The 17,674-nt window shown below is 68.5% G+C and carries 13 protein-coding genes; 10 read left to right on the forward strand and 3 right to left on the reverse strand.

Translation table 11 applies throughout. The features are described 5' to 3' along the window. From secD to ACKOB8_RS01300, 6 genes are all read left to right on the forward strand, one after another. On the forward strand, positions 1-1,333 hold a 1,333-nt coding region (gene secD / locus ACKOB8_RS01275; protein ID WP_526374825.1), incomplete at its 5' end, for a protein translocase subunit SecD. Beyond that, positions 1,334-2,560 carry a protein translocase subunit SecF gene (secF, locus tag ACKOB8_RS01280; protein WP_526374827.1) on the forward strand — a complete coding sequence of 409 codons (1,227 nt, stop codon included), beginning with the start codon at positions 1,334-1,336 and terminating at the stop codon, positions 2,558-2,560. A 7-nt stretch (positions 2,561-2,567) separates the two neighbouring features. Continuing rightward, on the forward strand, positions 2,568-4,223 hold the full coding sequence (locus ACKOB8_RS01285; protein ID WP_526374829.1) for an ABC transporter substrate-binding protein: 1,656 nt from the start codon (positions 2,568-2,570) through the stop codon (positions 4,221-4,223). Beyond that, positions 4,205-4,753, forward strand: a complete 549-nt coding sequence (locus ACKOB8_RS01290; RefSeq protein WP_526374831.1) for an adenine phosphoribosyltransferase — start codon at positions 4,205-4,207, stop codon at positions 4,751-4,753. Before ACKOB8_RS01285 ends, ACKOB8_RS01290 begins: the two co-directional genes overlap by 19 nt. Positions 4,754-4,813: 60 nt before the next feature. After that, on the forward strand, positions 4,814-7,165 hold the full coding sequence (locus ACKOB8_RS01295) for a RelA/SpoT family protein (RefSeq protein ID WP_526374833.1): 2,352 nt from the start codon (positions 4,814-4,816) through the stop codon (positions 7,163-7,165). A 117-nt stretch (positions 7,166-7,282) separates the two neighbouring features. Next, positions 7,283-8,551 carry a serine hydrolase domain-containing protein gene (locus tag ACKOB8_RS01300; protein ID WP_526374835.1) on the forward strand — a complete coding sequence of 423 codons (1,269 nt, stop codon included), beginning with the start codon at positions 7,283-7,285 and terminating at the stop codon, positions 8,549-8,551. Positions 8,552-8,573: 22 nt separating this feature from the next. Here the strand turns inward: ACKOB8_RS01300 and ACKOB8_RS01305 are convergent, their stop codons facing one another. After that, on the reverse strand, positions 8,574-10,043 hold the full coding sequence (locus ACKOB8_RS01305) for a biotin carboxylase (protein WP_526374837.1): 1,470 nt from the start codon (positions 10,041-10,043) through the stop codon (positions 8,574-8,576). A 116-nt stretch (positions 10,044-10,159) separates the two neighbouring features. Here ACKOB8_RS01305 and ACKOB8_RS01310 point away from each other — a divergent pair, with 116 nt between their 5' ends. After that, positions 10,160-12,067, forward strand: a complete 1,908-nt coding sequence (locus ACKOB8_RS01310) for a primary-amine oxidase (RefSeq protein WP_526374839.1) — start codon at positions 10,160-10,162, stop codon at positions 12,065-12,067. Positions 12,068-12,077: 10 nt separating this feature from the next. Here ACKOB8_RS01310 and ACKOB8_RS01315 read toward each other — a convergent pair whose 3' ends face one another. After that, positions 12,078-13,586, reverse strand: a complete 1,509-nt coding sequence (locus tag ACKOB8_RS01315) for an amino acid permease (RefSeq protein ID WP_526374841.1) — start codon at positions 13,584-13,586, stop codon at positions 12,078-12,080. Positions 13,587-13,752: 166 nt separating this feature from the next. On the opposite strand from ACKOB8_RS01315, the gene ACKOB8_RS01320 reads away from it, so the two are divergent. Then, the gene (locus ACKOB8_RS01320) at positions 13,753-14,667 is read left to right on the forward strand and encodes a universal stress protein (protein WP_526374843.1); all 915 of its coding nucleotides are present in this window, start codon (positions 13,753-13,755) and stop codon (positions 14,665-14,667) included. A 37-nt stretch (positions 14,668-14,704) separates the two neighbouring features. Here ACKOB8_RS01320 and ACKOB8_RS01325 read toward each other — a convergent pair whose 3' ends face one another. After that, positions 14,705-15,580: a peptidylprolyl isomerase gene (locus tag ACKOB8_RS01325; protein ID WP_526374845.1), complete on the reverse strand. Its 876-nt coding sequence runs from the start codon at positions 15,578-15,580 to the stop codon at positions 14,705-14,707. Between the two features lie 100 nt (positions 15,581-15,680). On the opposite strand from ACKOB8_RS01325, the gene ACKOB8_RS01330 reads away from it, so the two are divergent. Further along, positions 15,681-16,358, forward strand: a complete 678-nt coding sequence (locus tag ACKOB8_RS01330; RefSeq protein WP_526374847.1) for an MBL fold metallo-hydrolase — start codon at positions 15,681-15,683, stop codon at positions 16,356-16,358. Beyond that, positions 16,355-17,632, forward strand: coding sequence for a histidine--tRNA ligase (gene hisS, locus ACKOB8_RS01335; RefSeq protein WP_526374849.1), 1,278 nt, complete (start codon positions 16,355-16,357; stop codon positions 17,630-17,632). The genes ACKOB8_RS01330 and hisS overlap by 4 nt, the downstream gene beginning before the upstream one ends. The last annotated feature ends 42 nt before the right edge of the window (positions 17,633-17,674 follow it).

Raw genomic sequence — 17,674 nt, forward strand, 5'->3', positions numbered from 1 at the left:
GCCGCGGCCCGCTCCGGCACCTGCGCCGGCTCCCGCCCCGGCTCCGCCCTCCGGCGGCGCCGTCGGCCAGCAGCCGCGCCCGCCGGCGCCGCAGCCCCGGCCCTATCCGCTTGCGCCGACCACCTCCCCGGCGCCGCCCGCGCCGCCGGGACCGGGCCAGCCGGCCCCGCCGCCCGGGCCGCCGGACCCCCGCAAGGATCTCGCCGCGCGGATCAAGTTCGAGAAGGATCTGCGGCAGAGCACCAACCAGACCCTGCTGCTGTTCGCGGTCCAATACGTGGCCGGAACCTGCGGCGGCGAGGACTTCCTGGCCGGCAACGACGATCCGAACCTGCCTCTGGTGACGTGCTCGGAGGACGACAAGTCGGTCTACATCCTGGACAAGTCCATCATCGCCGGCGATCAGATCAAGGACGCCAGCTCGGGCTTCGATCAACAGAAGGCGGCTTATCTGGTCTATCTCGAGTTCAAGGACGAGGCCGCCACCACGTGGGCTGACTTCACCGGATCCAACGTCGGCACCCAGACTGCGTTCACCCTGGACTCCAAGGTGGTCAGTGCGCCGGTGATCCGCGAAGCCATCCCCGGCGGACGAACCGAGATCAGCGGCGGGGACCCGCCCTTCACCGCGGAGACCGCCGGCCAGTTGGCCAACGTGCTCAAATACGGATCGCTACCGTTGTCCTTCGAGTCTTCCGAGGCGGAAACCGTCTCGGCCACATTGGGATTGACCTCGCTGCGGGCCGGCTTGATCGCCGGCGCCATCGGTCTGGCGATGGTCCTGGTGTACTCGTTGCTGTACTACCGGGCGCTGGGTCTGCTGACCATGCTCTCGCTGGTCGCCTCCGGTGCCATGATCTTCGGCATCCTGGTGCTTCTCGGCAGGTACATCAACTACACCCTGGACCTGGCCGGTATCGCCGGCCTGATCATCGGCATCGGTACCACCGCCGACTCGTTCGTGGTGTTCTTCGAACGGATCAAGGACGAGATCCGCGAGGGCCGCTCGTTCCGGTCAGCGGTGCCGCGCGGCTGGGTCCGGGCCCGCAAGACCATTCTGTCGGGCAACGCGGTCAGCTTCATCGCGGCGGCGGTGCTCTACCTGCTCGCGGTCGGCCAGGTCAAGGGCTTCGCGTTCACCCTCGGCTTGACCTCCATCTTGGACACGGTGGTGGTCTTCGTGGTCACCTGGCCGTTGCTGTACCTTGCGTCGAAGTCGGCGCTGCTGGCGAAGCCGGCCCTCAACGGCCTGGGTGCGGTGCAGCAGATCGCCCGGGAGCGGCGGGCGGCCGGGCAGATCCCTGCTGCAGCCGGACAGAGTGGGGCGCGCTAGATGACCGACACCAACGACACCGAGACGGACACCCAGGTCCTCGACGAGGGATCCGAGGCGACGTCCACCTCGCCCGCCGAGGATCGCGAGGCTGCCGGTCCGCTGCCGCGCCACGGCATCCTGACGCGCCTCTACACCGGCACCGGCGCCTTCGAGGTGGTCGGCCGGCGCAAGCTGTGGTTCGCGATCAGCGCGCTTGTCGTGGCAGCCGCGGTCGCCAGCATCCTGCTGAAGGGCTTCACCTTCGGAATCGACTTCGAGGGCGGCACCAAGGTGTCCTTCCCCCGCGCGGGCGTGACCGGCGACGCCGACGTCACCCAGGTGGAGGAGACGTTCAGCAAGGCCATCGGCAACAATCCGGAGTCGGTGGTGGTGGTCGGCACCGGCTCTACGGCGTCGGTGCAGATCCGTTCGGAGACACTGACGAACGACCAGACCGCCACGCTGCGCGACGCGCTGTTCGAACGATTCCAACCCAAGGGAATCGACGGACAGCCCAGCAAGCAGACGATCAGCGACTCGGCGGTGTCGGAGACCTGGGGTGGGCAGATCACCCAGAAGGCTCTGATCGCGCTTGCGGTGTTCCTGGTCGTGGTCACCATCTACATCACGCTGCGCTACGAGAAGTTCATGGCCGCTGCAGCGCTGACGACGCTGGGTTTCGACCTGGTCACCACCGCAGGCGTCTACTCCTTCGTGGGCTTCGAGGTGACCCCGGCGACCGTCATCGGCCTGCTGACCATCCTCGGCTACTCGCTGTACGACACCGTCATCGTGTTCGACAAGGTCGAGGAGAACACCAAGGGCTTCGAGCACACCACCCGGCGGACCTACGCCGAACATGCCAACCTGGCCATCAACCAGACCTTCATGCGCTCGATCAACACCAGCCTGATCGCGACCATGCCGGTGGTGGCGCTGATGGTGGTGGCGGTATGGCTGCTCGGCGTCGGCACGCTCAAGGACCTCGCGCTGGTCCAGCTGGTGGGCGTGCTGGTGGGCACCTACTCCTCGATCTTCTTCGCCACCCCGCTGATGGTGACGCTGCGGGAACGCACCGGCGTGGTGCGCGACCACACCCGCCGGGTGCTCAACCGCCGCAAAGGCTCCGGAGACTCGACGTCGGGGGAGGCGGAGTACGTTCCCGGGATCTCCATCCCCGAGCCCGGCGCCCGCCCGCTGCGGCCGGGCCGCCCCACCGGCAAGCGCAGCGCGCGAGGGCGGTAGGGCCGCGGTGGTCCTCCGGCGTCCCCGCGCTCTGGCCGCCCCCCTGGCGGTCCTCGCCGCCGTGGCACCCGCGCTGATCTCCTGCTCGGGGGGAGCGGCCGACCAGGTGAACTTCGCCGTCGACGGCGCGCTGTCCTCGTACAACACCAACACGGTGACAGGAGCGGCCACGGCGGGCCCGCAGGCGTTCGCTCGGGTGCTCTCCGGGTTCAGCTTGCACGGCCCCGACGCTCAGGTGCTCGCCGACTACGACTTCGGGTCGATGACGGTGGTCGGCCGCGAACCGCTGGTCGTCGACTATCAGATCGCCGACAGCGCGGTCTACTCCGATGGAAAGCCGATCACCTGCGACGACATGGTGCTGACCTGGGCAGCGCAGTCGGGCCGCTACCCAGGGTTCAACTCCGCCAGCCGCGCGGGCTACATCGACGTCGCGGGCATCGAGTGCCAGCCCGGCCAGAAGAGGGCGCGGGTGAACTTCCTGCCCAATCGCGGCGTCGTCGACTACGCCCAGTTGTTCACCGCGACCTCGCTGATGCCCTCCCACGTGATCGGTGACCAGTTGGGGATCGACGTCGCCGCCACCATCCAGGGCGGTGATCCGGCGGCGATCGCACGCATCGCCGAGGCCTGGAACACCCTCTGGGATCTGCGGCCCGGAATGGACTCCGAAGCCCTCAAACGATTCCCGTCGTCGGGTCCCTACCGGATCGACTCGGTTCTGCCCGAGGGTGCGGTGGTGCTGACGGTCAACGACCGGTGGTGGGGCGCCAAGCCGGTCACCAAGCGCGTCGTCGTCTGGCCGCGCCGGGTCGACATCCAGGACCGGATCAACGCGGGCAGCTTCCAGGTGGTCGACGTGGCGACCGGCTCCTCGGGCACGCTCACCACGCCGGATGACTACCAACGCACCGACATCGCCTCGGGCGGTGTCGAACAGCTGATCTTTTCCGCGCAGGGACCGCTGTCGAACCCGGCGGCGCGCCGGGCGGTGGCCCTGTGTACCCCGCGCGACGTGATCGCGCGCAACGCCGCGGTGCCCATCGCCAACACTCGGCTCAATCCGGCCGGAGACGACGTTTTCGGTGCGACCGAGGCGGCCGCGGAGGCAGGCCAGTTCAGTGTCGCCAACCCCGAGGCCGCCCGGGCGGCCCTGACCGGCGCGCCGCTGACCGTGCGGATGGCCTACCAGGCGCCCAACCCGAGACTGGCGGCCACCGTCGCCGCCATCACCGCCGCCTGCGGGGCGGCGGGCATCGCCGTCCAGGACGTCACCAACGAGTCCACCGGACCGCAGGCCTTACGCGACGGCCAGATCGACGTGCTGGTTGCCAGCACCGGCGGGGCGGCAGGCAGCGGCTCCACCGGGTCGTCAGCCATGGACGCCTACGCGCTGTACACCGGCAACGGCAACAATCTGCCGGGCTACTCCAACCCGCAGGTCGACGGCATCATCGCAGCGCTGGCGGTGACCACCGATCCCAAGGAACAGTCCCGGCTGCTGGCCGACGCGGCGCCGATGCTCTGGTCGGACATGCCCACCCTGCCGCTGTACCGCCAGCAGCGCACGGTGATGGCCTCCAAGAAGATGTTCGCCGTCGAGGCCAACCCCACCAAGTGGGGAGCCGGCTGGAACATGGACCGATGGCGCCTGGAGCCGTAGGGCCCGGCGATGATCCGGCGGAGGTGATCGGCGCCCTGACCCGCGAGGTACCCGACTTCCCGAGCCCCGGCGTGCTGTTCCGTGATCTGACCCCGGTTCTCGCCGATGGCCGGGCTCTGGCGGTGGTCACCGAGGCGCTGGCCCGCCTCGTCGAGGGCGCGGACCTCATCGCCGGGATCGATGCCCGCGGGTTCCTGCTCGGGGGCGCGGTCGCGCACCGGCTGGGGGTCGGGGTACTGGCGATCCGCAAGGGCGGAAAGCTACCGCCGCCGGTCCATCGCCGCGACTACGCGCTGGAGTACGCCACGGCGGCCCTGGAGATCCCCGCGCAGGGCCTGGACTTGGCCGGCCGCCGGATCGCGATCATCGACGACGTGCTGGCCACCGGTGGCACGGTGGCCGCGGCCCGCGACCTGCTCGACGCGGCCGGCGCACGGGTCTCGGAGGCCGCCGTGGTGCTGGAGCTGGCCGGTCTCGGCGGGCGAAGGCGGCTGGAGCCGATGCGCGTGCACAGCCTGCGCAGCCAGTAGGCCTGCCCGGAGGCGATATCCTCAGAGCAGCAGCCTGGAATCGGCGGCGTGGAGGTGAGCATGGCGGATGAGCCGGGCGGCGCGGCCACCCAGTCGCGCCCCGCCGCACACCTGCCCGCTCCCGGGCCGTCCCCGGAGACCGCGAAGACCGCGACCAGCGCCACCCGCCGGGTCCGGGCTCGCCTGGCGCGCCGGATGACCGCGCAGCGCAGCGCGACCAACCCGGTGCTCGAGCCGCTGGTCGCCGTGCACCGCGAGGTCTACCCCAAGGCGGACCTGGCGATCCTGCAGCGCGCCTATGAGGTCGCCGACGCCAAACACGCCACCCAGTTGCGCCAGTCCGGCGATCCCTACATCACCCATCCGCTGGCGGTGGCCACCATCCTCGCCGAGCTCGGAATGGACACCACCACGCTGGTGGCCGCGCTGCTGCACGACACCGTGGAGGACACCGGTTACTCGCTGGGCGCGCTGACCGAGGACTTCGGCGACGAGGTCGGACATCTCGTCGACGGCGTGACGAAACTCGACCGGGTGGTCCTGGGCACCGCCGCCGAGGGCGAGACCATCCGCAAGATGATCATCGCGATGGCCCGCGATCCGCGGGTGCTGGTGATCAAGGTCGCCGACCGGCTGCACAACATGCGCACGATCCGCTTCCTGCCGCCGGAGAAGCAGGCCCGCAAAGCCCGGGAGACCCTCGAGGTCATCGCACCGCTGGCGCACCGCCTCGGCATGGCGACGGTCAAGTGGGAGCTGGAGGATCTGTCGTTCGCGATCCTGCACCCCAAGCGGTACGACGAGATCGTGCGTCTGGTCGCCGACCGCTCACCGTCGCGCGACACCTATCTGGCCAAGGTTCGCGAAGAGGTCGGTTCGGCGCTCAGCGGCATGAAGATCCACGCGGTGGTCGAAGGCCGACCCAAGCACTACTGGTCGATCTATCAGAAGATGATCGTCAAGGGCCGTGACTTCGACGACATCCACGACCTCGTCGGGGTCCGCATCCTCTGTGACGAGATCCGCGACTGCTACGCCGCGATGGGTGTGGTCCACTCGCTGTGGCAACCGATGCCGGGCCGGTTCAAGGACTACGTCGCCCAGCCCCGCTTCGGGGTCTACCAGTCGTTGCACACCACGGTCGTCGGGCCGGAGGGCAAGCCACTCGAGGTGCAGATCCGCACCAGCGACATGCACCGCACCGCCGAATACGGCATCGCCGCACACTGGCGCTACAAGGAAGCCAAGGGGCGCAACGCGGTTCCGCATCCGCTGGCCGCAGCCGAGATCGACGACATGGCGTGGATGCGCCAACTGCTCGACTGGCAGCGCGAGGCCGCCGACCCGGGTGAGTTCCTCGAGTCGCTGCGCTACGACCTGGCCACCAAGGAAATCTTCGTGTTCACCCCGAAGGGCGATGTGATCACACTGCCCGCCGGGTCCACGCCGATCGACTTCGCCTACGCGGTGCACACCGAGGTCGGTCACCGCTGCATCGGTGCGCGGGTGAACGGGCGGCTGGTCGCACTGGAGCGCACCCTGGAAAGCGGCGAGGTGGTGGAGGTCTTCACCTCCAAGGCTCCCAATGCCGGACCGTCGCGCGACTGGCAGGGCTTTGCGGTATCCCCGCGCGCCAAAGCCAAGATCCGCCAGTGGTTCGCCAAGGAGCGTCGCGAGGAGGCGCTCGAGGCCGGCAAGGATGCGATCGCCCGCGAAGTTCGCCGCGGCGGGCTTCCGCTGCAGCGCCTGGTCAACGGAGATGCGGTGGCGGCGCTGGCCAAGGAACTGCGCTACGCCGACGTGTCGGCGCTGTACACCGCGGTCGGTGAGGGTCACGTCTCGGCCCGCCACGTCGTGCAGCGCCTACTGGCTCAACTCGGCGGCGCCGAGGGCGCCGAGGACGAACTGGCCGAGCGCGCCACCCCGGCAACGATGCCGGTGCGCCAGCGCGGCACCGAGGACAACGGGGTCGCGGTCCCGGGTGCCCCGGGAACACTGACCAAGCTGGCCAAGTGCTGCACTCCGGTCCCGGGAGACAACATCATGGGATTCGTCACCCGCGGCGGCGGGGTCAGCGTGCACCGCACCGACTGCACCAACGCGACCGACCTCCAGCAGCAGTCCGAACGGATCATCGAGGTGCAGTGGGCACCCTCGCCGACCTCGGTTTTCCTGGTTGCCATCCAGGTCGAGGCCCTCGACCGGCACCGCCTGCTCTCCGACGTCACCCGCGTGCTGGCCGATGAGCGTGTCAACATCCTCTCGGCGTCGGTGACCACCTCTGATGACCGAATCGCGGTGAGCCGCTTCACCTTCGAGATGGGCGACCCGAAGCATCTCGGCCACCTGCTCAACGCCGTACGCAATGTTGAGGGCGTCTACGACGTGTACCGGGTGACCAGCGCGGCGTAATTCGGCGATGCCCGCCAGGGCCACCGCCCGGCAACGGTAGGGTCATGGACCATGCCTCGTCGATCGTCGAGTTCACCTGCGGCTCCCGCGGTGCCGGCGCCGCCCGACGTGCCCCTGATGAGCGGGTTCCCGTCGGAGCCCGATTTCCGGGTGACCCTGCTGAACTGGCAGGACCCACCGTTCAACCGGTGGTCCTTCCAGCACCTAAGGGAACTCATCCCGACCCAGCGCATCCCGCGCGGCAGCGGCCCGGTCACTCGGCTCGCTCACGACAAGAAGGCGTTCGATCCCGACGCCGTCGAGGTTCAGCGGGTCGACGGCACCACCGGCAGCGTCTCTGAGGTGCTGGCCGACACCTGGACCGATGCCGCGATCATCCTGCACGGCGGACGAGTGGTGTACGAGAGCTACGACAACGGGATGACCCCCGACACCCCGCACCTGATGATGTCGGTGACCAAGTCGGTGGTCGGCTGCGTGGCGGGTGTGCTCGCCGCCCGCGGGATGCTGGACACCGACCAACAGGTCAGCGCCTACGTGCCGGAAATCGCGGAGTCAGGCTACGGCGGGGCGACGGTTCGCGATCTGCTGGACATGCGCACCGGCGTCGCCTTCAGCGAGGAGTACACCAATCCCGAGGCCGAGGTGCGCACCATGGAGCGCTACATCGGATGGCGGCCGGGGCTGAGTCCGGGCGAGGACGGCGGGCTGTATGCCTACCTGACCACGCTGGGGACTGCGGGCCCGCACGGCGGGACGTTCGTGTACCACTCCGCGGACACCAACATGCTGGGCTGGGTGTGCGAACGTGCCGCCCGCACCCGGATGGCCGACCTGATCGCGCAGTTGATCTGGCAGCCGATGGGAGCGGAGTTCGACGCCGAGATCTCCTGTGACGGCGTCGGATCAGCCATTCATGACGGCGGGCTCTCAGCGCGGGCCCGAGACATGGCCCGATTCGGGCAACTGCTTCTCGAGGACGGCTATGTCGCCGGCACGCCGGTCGTTCCGCAGCGATGGCTCAGTGCCTCCCGCACGTTGGATCCCGACATCCGCGGCGCGTTCTCGGCGTCGGACTCCGAAGCGCAGCTACCCGGCGGGTGGTACCGCAATCAGTTCTGGTTCGTTCCCGGCCCACTCGGCGATCTTCAACTCTGCCTGGGAATCCACGGCCAGATGGTGCTGGTGGATCGGGCGACTCGCACCGTCGCGGTCAAAATGTCCACCTGGCCGGCCGCGCAGTGGCCGGCGTACCTGTTCGACACCATCCGGGCCTTCGCGGCCGCCGGCCAGCACCTGTCCGGCCTGGCCGGCGCCAGCCGCCAACGAACTCACGCGACCGGGCCCATCGGTGTGGTCGAGGGTCGCGAACGCGGGCAGAGCTGAGCCGCGGCTTACTTGACGCGGCTTACTTCACGTAGCCGATCGGCGTCAGGGTCGGGGGATTGGGCAGCACCTCGCTGGAGTACATCGCCCGGATGCCGTCGATGTAGTCGCGGCAGCGCTTCGTCAGTCCCTCGTCGGTCTGCATCCGGCCCTTGGTCACCAGGATTCCCAGGTCGGCGCCCTTGAAGCGGTAGTCGCCGGGTCCGTAGACGCGCATGAAGAAACATTCATCCTCGTGGGTGACGTCGTGCCAGTCGTTGGTGACGCCGATGAAGGTCAGTCCGCCCTGCTCGTTGAGCCGGTAGCGGCCGGTCTCCGGAGCGGCCAGGATCCGCTCCACCGAGTCGTCGGGCTCCTTCATGATCAGCTGGGCCCATACGTCCACGGCGGCCAGTTCGCGCCAGCGATCGTTGATCTCGCCGACGTCGAGTTTGTAGTCGATGTCCATGAACTCCAGCAGGTGGAACAGGAACAGCGGGATGTCGGCGTAGGCGCCGGCGGTGACGTTGGTCATCGAGGACGCGCCGGAGATCCGCGGATTCAGCTCGCCCAGGTAGACCTCGTCGGAGTCGAGGTCCACGAGGACGTCGACCTCGAAGAATCCCTTGTAGCCCTCTTGCCGGAGCCGGTCACCGAGGCGTCGCACATGCCCGATCGCGGTCGTGCGGTGGGCCTCGGAGAGGGCCTCGGGGAACAGGTCGTTCCCGCACCAGCCGCCGCGGTAGGGGGTCAGCTCCGGGTAGCCGGTCAGATCGGTCATGAACGGTCCCACGACCGTTCCGTGGCGGGTGTTGACGGCCTCCACCGCGACGGCGCGGTTGTTGATCCGCTTCATGATCTTGAGTTCCTGGCCGACCATGTCCTCGCTGTTGCGGTCCCACTCGGCTTCCTGGGTGATGAAGAAGGTCGTTTTGCCGGAGTCTCCGTAGGGAGTCTGAACCACCAAGTCTGACCCAAGACCCGCGTCACCCGCCAGTTTGCTGAGCTCCTCGTAGCTGTCGGCGCGCCCGAGGACGTTGGGCACCGACGGCGCGCCCGCCTCCTCGCCGAGGCGGGTGGTGACGATCTTGGAGTCCAGGTGCCTGCGCAGCGAGTCCTTCGGCAGGATCAGGTCGTAGTCGAGCTCCTCGCAGATCTGCTCGGTCTCCTCGTCGAAGAACACCATTGCGATCATCGGGCGGACCCCGGGTCGTTCGCACCGCGACTCGATGAAACGCTGCACTTCGGCATCGCGCAGCAGGTAGTTGTTGATCTCCTCGGAGCTGTTGAACTCCACGTAGGGCTTGCTGGTCGGGGTGAACACCCGCGGGTGGGCGCCGTCCCAGGAGTCGTAGTAGACGATGTACTCGAACCCGCGGACCCACCGGTCGATGCCCAGCAGGTTGAACCCGGTCGGCCCGATGAAGAAAATCGGCTGTTCGTTGGTTCGGAAGAAGGTCCGGATCTCGGAGATGCCCTTGAGCCCGCGAGAGCGGAAGACGTTCGATATCACGTTCGGCTCTCCGTCCGTCGGTCCTGTTCCGGGGGTGAATTCTCCCATGCCGGAGACAACAGCGACCGGTAAACGGTTGACTAGGGGTTCGACTGGCTCGACATGGAGGTGCGCTGATGGCACAGCATCCACTGGACTCGCTCTCGGCCGAGGAATTCCGGCGGACCGCCGAGATTCTCCGGTGCGAGGGCCCGGTCACCGACGGGTGGCGATTCACCTCGATCGAACTCAAGGAGCCGCCCAAAGCGGACGTGAAGGCGTGGCGGCCGGGTCAGCCGGTGACCCGCACGGCGTTCGCGGTGCTGCTGGACCGCAAGGAGAACAAGACCTACGAGGCCACCGTGGATCTCGGCGAGGGCACCGTCGAGTCGGTGGAGCACATCCCCGGCGTACAGCCCAACTTCACCCTGGACGAGTTCCACGAGATCGACGAAGCGATGCGCAAGCATCCCGACGTCATCGCCGCCCTGGCGGAGTGGGGCTTCCCCGACGTCAACCTCATCCTGATCGACACCTGGACCTTCGCCAAGGCGCTGATGCCCGAGAAGTACCGGGACCGCCGGCTGGGTTGGTGCGACCTGTGGGCGCGGGCGACCCCGGAGGGCAATCCCTACGGCCACCCGGTCTCCGGCCTGAAGCTGATCGTCGACATGAACACCCACGAACTGCTGGAGATCGAACGCGACTACGACCACGGCCACCCGAACGTCGACTGCGAGTACATCCCGTCGGTGCGCGGGATCGAGCCACGCACCGACCTCAAGCCGCTGCACATCACCCAGCCCGAAGGCGCGTCGTTCACCCTCGAGGGCTCGGAGCTGAGATGGCAGAACTGGAGCATGCGGCTGGGCTTCAACTTCCGGGAGGGTCCGGTGATCTATCAGCTGGCCTTCGACGATGACGGGACCAGGCGCGACGTCGCCTACCGGATCTCGCTGGCCGAGATGGTGGTGCCCTACCGCGACCCCAGCTTCGACCACTACCGCAGGACGGCCTACGACATCGGCGAATGGGGCCTGGGCGCGATGACCACCTCACTGGAGCTGGGCTGCGACTGCCTGGGCGAGATCACCTACGTCGACGCGGTTCTGTCCGACACCTCCGGCGAGCCGTACACGGTCAAGAACGCGATCTGTCTGCACGAGGAGGACAACGCGGTGCTGTGGAAGCACGTCGACCACAAGACCGGCCCGGAGGTGCGCCGGCAGCGCCGGATGGTGATCTCCTGCCACGCGACCGTGGCCAATTACGAGTACCTCGTCTACTGGCGCCTCTACCAGGACGGCAACATCGAGTGCGAGATTCGCGCCACCGGGATCATGGTCACCACGCCCTACCCCGACGGCCAGCAGGCCCCGCCGTTCGGCACCATCGTCGATGAGAACACCTACGCGCCCTTCCATCAGCACTTCCTGGTGGCGCGGCTCGATCTCGACGTCGACGGCGAGGACAACACGGTGATGGAGGTCGACTCCTCGGCGCCCCCGGTGTCCAAAGACAACCCCTACGGACTGGCGCTGGTCACCACCTCGAAGACGATCGCCTCGGAGGCGGAGTCGGCCCGCGACTTCGACTGGTCCACCCAGCGCGCGTGGAAGGTCGTCAACCCGAACAAGGTCAACAAGCACGGCACGAACGTCGCCTACAAGCTCGTTCCCGGCGGGTGCTTCCCGGCGATGATGGATCCCTCCACGGTGCAGTATCTGCGGGCGCCGGTGATCGGCCACACGCTGTGGGTGACCAAGAACCATCCCGATGAGCGATGGCCGGCCGGCGATTACCCCACCCAGTCCGAGGTCGACACCGGCATGACCGAGTGGATCAAAGACGACGCGCCACTGGAGAACACCGACGTGGTGCTGTGGTACGTCTTCGGTATCCACCACATCACCCGGGTCGAGGAGTGGCCGATCATGTCGGTGGATGTGGTGTCGTTCTGGCTCAAACCGTCGGGCTTCTTCGACCGCAACCCCTCGATCGACGCGCCGCCGACCCCCAAGGGGCAGGCCGGCGCCTGCCACTGACCGGTGGTCGTTAGTCGGCGATGATGATGGGGGTGTCCTTGTGCAGCGTCTCGCCCCGGAAAAAAGCCGGCGACCGCGATCGCCACACCATCATCAGGATGAGTCCGAGCAGGATCAGACCGAGCCCGACGACCAGGACCAGACCGACACCGAAGACGCTCGCCCCGCTGCCGTACTCCGGTGACGCACTGTCGCGCAGGGTGATGATCAGCACGGCCAGCAGTCCCAGGCCGCCCAGCAGGGGGAAGAGGAACTTGAAGGCGAAGCTGTTGAGGTTGACGAACAGTTCGCGGCGGAAGAACCAGATGCAGCCGAAGGCCGTCAGTCCGTAGTAGAAGCAGATCATGATGCCCAGCGCGTAGATGGTGTCGGTGAGGGCGTTCTCGCTGACCAGGTGCAGCACCGTGTAGAAGGTGCCGGCGACCACGCCGGCCGCCACCGTGGCGTAGGAGGGGGTGAGGTAACGCGGATGAATGGCTGCGAAACGCGGGGGCAGCGCTCCGTAGCTCGCCATACCGAGCATCGTGCGCGAGGAGGGTAGGAAGGTGGTGGTCAGACTCGCCGTGCTGGAGGCCAGCACCGCCAGGAACAGCAGCAGGTGCCACGGCTGTCCGAGGACCGGCTCGGCGAGTTCGCCGAAGACGTTCGCGGCGTTCTCCTCGTTGCCCAGCCCGATCCCCTCGGTCCCGGTTCCGGCGAACATCTGGCTGGCGGTCGCCACGGTGAGGTAGGTCAGCAGAATCGAGAGCACCGTGAGCAGCGCGGCCCGCCCCGGGGTCTTATCAGAGCCCTTCGACTCCTCGTTCACGGTCAGACAGGTGTCCCAGCCCCAGAAAGCGAAGATCGAACCGGACAGCCCGGCGATGAAAGCCGAGATGGTCAGGCCGGTCGGGCTGAACCAGTCCCAACTGAAGGGGGTGCCGGTGGGCGTGGAGGATGACCGGGCGATGGCGACCACCGAGAACGTCAGCAGGATCAGCAGCTGAAAACCCACCAGCACGTACTGGACGCGCTCGGTGGTGGTGATGCCGCGGTAGGCCACCCAGGTGGCGATGGCCAGGAAGGTGATGCAGGTCAGCACGTTGACCCACGGGGTCTGCCACAGCGCGCCCACCGCCTTGTTGCGGAACAGGTCACCGAGGAACTGGTAGAAGAACTCCACCGCCACCCCGGCGAGGTTGGACAGGACGATCGCGGTCGCCAGGATCGCCGCCCATCCGCCGATCCAGCCGATGTAGGGACCGAAAGCCTTGGTGGTCCAGGTGAACGAGGTGCCGCAGTCCGGCGCGACCTTATTGAACTCGCGGTAGGCGTAGGCGGCGAAGAACATCGGCAGGAAGCCGGCGATGATGACCACCGCCATCTTGGTCCCGGCCTGGGTCACCAGAATGCCGATGATGGCGGTCAGGGTGTAGGCGGGTGCGACCGAGGAGATGCCGAGGATGACGCTGCCGAAGACGCCGATGGAGTTCCGCGACAGGCCTTTCTCGTGGAGGTCGGCTTCTGGGGCGTGCTGCACGGCCTGAGTTTCTTCTGGCATGCGGGCCCCCACGGGTTCGGAAAGCTGCTGACTGTGACCTGGGATTGCACGATACCGTCGACACGACGGCCGCCCGGTGGTGTTTGCTTGACTTCGTGCAATTCGCCGTGCAGTGCGCCGGCGCCGGCCGGAAGGAGTCGAAACCATGACCGAGGTGGCCGCGTTGGTCGAGATAATCGGGGTCGAGCAGACCGGCGTCGTGGTCGGTGTCGACGGCTCGGAGTACGGCCAGGCGGCGACCGCCTGGGCCGCCGACACCGCGCTGGCCTACGGAAATCCACTGACGGTGCTGCACGCCCGGCCCGATGTTGCCGCGCAACCCGAGCTCATCACCGAGCCTTCCGGACCGCTGGGCGAGGCGGTCGAGTTGGCCCGCTCCCGCCATCCCGGCCTGGATGTCCGGGCACTGCAGATGCCCGACTCGCCGGTGGCGTCACTGCTTGCCGCCAGCGCGAGCGCCGACGTGGTCGTGATCGGCTCGCGCGGCGTCGAGGGTTTCCGCGGATTGCTGCTGGGGTCGACCGCCCTGCACCTTGCGCCCTACGCCCAATGCCCGGTCGTGGTGGTTCACCTGCCCGGGACTGACGAGTACGAGTTCGCCGGGGCGGGCAACCCCGGTCAGGTCGTCCTGGGCTACGACGGCTCACCGGCATCGAACCGATCGGCGGCGTTCGCCTTCCGCCACGCCGAGGCTCTGGGCTGCGGGGTGGTGGTGGTGACCGTCGAACCCGGCCGCGGCGAGCCCGAATCGGTCGAGGTCAATCCGCGACTGGCGGTGCCCGGATCGGACACCGGGGCCTTCACGGCGCCGGTGATCGTGACCGCCTCGTCGTTCCCCGACGTCCCGGTGTCCTTCGTCGCCGGCAGCGGACGACCGGCGGAAGTCCTGCTGACCGAGGCCGTCGGCGCCGAACTGCTGGTCGTCGGCAGTCGCGGCATGGGCGGCTTCGCCGGCCTGGTGATGGGGTCGGTCAGCCAGAAGGTCGTCGCGCACGCGCGCTGCCCGGTCGCGATCCTGCACGCCGGGATCGACGCGTCGACCGCGGCCGGTTTGGACTGACACCCGCCCGGCACCGGTTCCGGCGCCCGCTGCGGGGTCAGTCCAGCAGCACCGACTTGATGGTGACCGCGGTGGCCGGCTTGCCGTCCTCGCCGCCGCCGGCCACTCCGGCCTGGGCGACCTTGTCCAGGGTGGCCAACCCGGTCGCGTCGATGGTGCCGAACACCGTGTACTTCGGAGCCAGCTGGGAATCCTTGTAGACCAGGAAGAACTGGCTGCCGTTGGTCCCGGGACCGGCGTTGGCCATGGCCAGCGTGCCTCGCGGGTAGAGCACCGGTTTCTCCAGCGCCGGATCGTCGGCGGGGAACTGGGTGGTGGGGTACTCGTTGGCGAACTGGTAGCCGGGGCCGCCGCCGCCGGTTCCGCCGGGATCCCCGCACTGCAGCACGCCGAGAGCCGACGCGGTGGTCAGCCGATGACAGGGAGTGTCGTTGAAGAACCCCTTCTGCGCCAGGCTCACGAAGCTGTTGACCGTGCACGGCGCCTCGGCGTTGTTGAGGATCAGGCCGATGTTGCCCTGATTGGTCGACATGCTGACGCTGACCGTGGCCGGTTCAGTCGGCACCCGGCCCGCGTTCGGCGGGTCTACCTGCTTGGCCGCCTTCTGCTGGGCTTTCGGGTACTGGCAGTTCGCTCCCAGGTCGGCGGCCGCGGCGAACACCGGCAACTGGTCCGGCCCGCCGCGCGGCGCGGTTCCGGTCGGGGCCGCCGAGGTCGTCGGGGAGGCGGAGGTCGACCCGGCGTTGCGGTCGGTCATCACGAACGTGACGATCGCCGCCACCGCGGCGGCCACCGCAACCACCGACCCGACCACCGCCAGGACGCGGTTCCGCTTGGCATTCCGGGCGCGCCGCTCGAGCTGCTGCTCGAGGTTGCGCCTGGCCGTCTCCCGCCGTTGCTCGTTTGTCGGCACCTGAACCGGGTCCTTCCTGTCTCGCCTGTCCGGCCGTCCTGTTCGCCCACCGAGTGTGCCAGCCACCGGATCGGGGCGCCGATGTGGGACGCTGGTCGGCGTGTTGCTCACCGGGTTCCCGGCCGGCGTGCTGGCCTGCAACTGCTACGTGCTTGCTCCGCACCCGGGAGCCGACGCCGTCGTCATCGATCCCGGTCAGCGCGCCATGACGCCGCTGCGCCGGATTCTCGACGAGCATCGGCTCACCCCGGCGGCGGTGCTGCTGACCCACGGCCACATCGACCACATGTGGTCGGCGCAGAAGGTCGCCGACAGCTACGGGTGCCCGGTGTTCATCCACCCCGAAGACCGCCACCTGTTGAGCGACCCGATCCGCGGCATCGGTCCGCGGCTGGGCCAAGTCGCACTCGGTGCGCTGTTCCGGGAGCCCAAGCAGGTCGTCGAACTCGAGCGGGACGGCGACAAACTCGACTTCGGCGGCATCGCGGTCGCCGTCGACCACACGCCCGGGCACACCCGCGGTTCGGTGGTGTTCCGGGTCTCCGACGGTGCAGACGGCAACGCCGGTGATCTGGTCTTCACCGGGGACACGCTGTTCAAACAATCCGTCGGCCGCACCGACCTGCCCGGCGGCAGCGGCCGCGACCTGCTGGGGTCGATCGTGGAGAAACTGCTGGTCCTCGACGACCGGACGGTGGTCCTGCCGGGCCACGGCGAGTCCTCCACGATCGGATTCGAACGCCGGGCCAACCCCTTTCTCGAGGGCCTGAGCCGGTGAGTGAATTCCAGGCGCCCAAGGGTGTCCCGGACTACGTGCCGCCGCAGTCCGCGGCGTTCGTCGCGGTGCGCGACGGGTTGCTCGACGCCGCGCGCCGGGCCGGTTACGCCGACATCGAACTGCCGGTCTTCGAGGACACCGCACTGTTCGCCCGCGGGGTGGGCGAGTCCACCGACGTCGTCGCCAAGGAGATGTACACCTTCGCCGATCGCGGCGACCGGTCGGTGACGCTGCGCCCGGAGGGCACGGCGGGGGTGGTGCGGGCGGTCATCGAGCACGGCCTGGATCGCGGCGCGCTGCCGGTCAAGCTCTGCTATGCCGGGCCGTTCTTCCGCTACGAACGCCCGCAGGCCGGCCGCTACCGCCAGCTCCAGCAGGTGGGCGTCGAAGCCATCGGCGTCGACGATCCCGCCCTGGACGCCGAGGTGATCGCCGTCGCTGACGCGGGTTTCCGCGGCCTGGGTCTCGACGGGTTCCGGCTGGAGCTCACCTCGCTCGGCGACGACAGCTGCCGTCCGCGCTACCGGCAGCTACTGCAGGACTATCTGTTGGGCCTCGACCTCGACGAGGAGACCCGTCGGCGCGCGCAGGCCAACCCGCTGCGGGTACTCGACGACAAACGACCGCAGGTGCGTCAGCTCACCGCCGACGCCCCGGTGATGCTCGACCACCTCTCCGCTCCTGCCCGCGAACATTTCGACACGGTGCTGGCCCACCTCGACGCGATGGGGGTGGCCTACGTCATCAACCCGCGGCTGGTGCGCGGCCTGGACTACTACACCAAGACGACTTTCGAGTTCGTCCACGACGGCCTGGGTGCGCAGTCGGGGATCGGCGGCGGTGGGCGCTACGACGGGCTGATGGCCGAACTCGGCGGGCGTGATCTTTCCGGGATCGGCTTCGGACTGGGAGTGGACCGCACCCTGCTGGCACTGCGCGCGGAGGGCAAGACAGTCGGCGACACCACCCACTGCGACGTCTACGGCGTCCCGATGGGGGAGCGCGCGAAGATCGAACTGGCCCGAGTGGCCGCGGCATTGCGCGGCGCCGGTCTGCGCGTCGACCTGGCCTACGGCGGCCGGGGTGTGAAGGGCGCGATGCGCGCCGCCGACCGTTCCGGCGCGCGCTTCGCACTGGTGGCCGGCGACCGCGACGTCGAGGCCGGCTCGGTCGGGGTGAAAAACCTCGCGACCGGCGAGCAGGTGGACGTGGCGATCGGGTCGGTCGTCGCGCACGTGCTGGACCGGCTGGCGGCCGGTTCAGCACGTTCTTGACGACCGGCCGGGAACCCCGGGGCGCGCCGCCGACGTTGCCTG

Origin of the sequence: Mycobacterium sp. (assembly GCF_046091765.1) — a bacterium.
Lineage (GTDB): Bacteria > Actinomycetota > Actinomycetes > Mycobacteriales > Mycobacteriaceae > Mycobacterium.

Excerpts from the sequence above, each read along its gene's own strand:
- secF (WP_526374827.1), top strand. The coding sequence starts at position 1,334 with ATGACCGACACCAACGACACCGAGACGGACACCCAGGTCCTCGACGAG.
- ACKOB8_RS01290 (WP_526374831.1), top strand. The coding sequence starts at position 4,205 with ATGGCGCCTGGAGCCGTAGGGCCCGGCGATGATCCGGCGGAGGTGATC.
- ACKOB8_RS01295 (WP_526374833.1), top strand. The coding sequence starts at position 4,814 with ATGGCGGATGAGCCGGGCGGCGCGGCCACCCAGTCGCGCCCCGCCGCA.
- ACKOB8_RS01300 (WP_526374835.1), top strand. The coding sequence starts at position 7,283 with ATGAGCGGGTTCCCGTCGGAGCCCGATTTCCGGGTGACCCTGCTGAAC.
- ACKOB8_RS01310 (WP_526374839.1), top strand. The coding sequence starts at position 10,160 with ATGGCACAGCATCCACTGGACTCGCTCTCGGCCGAGGAATTCCGGCGG.
- ACKOB8_RS01320 (WP_526374843.1), top strand. The coding sequence starts at position 13,753 with ATGACCGAGGTGGCCGCGTTGGTCGAGATAATCGGGGTCGAGCAGACC.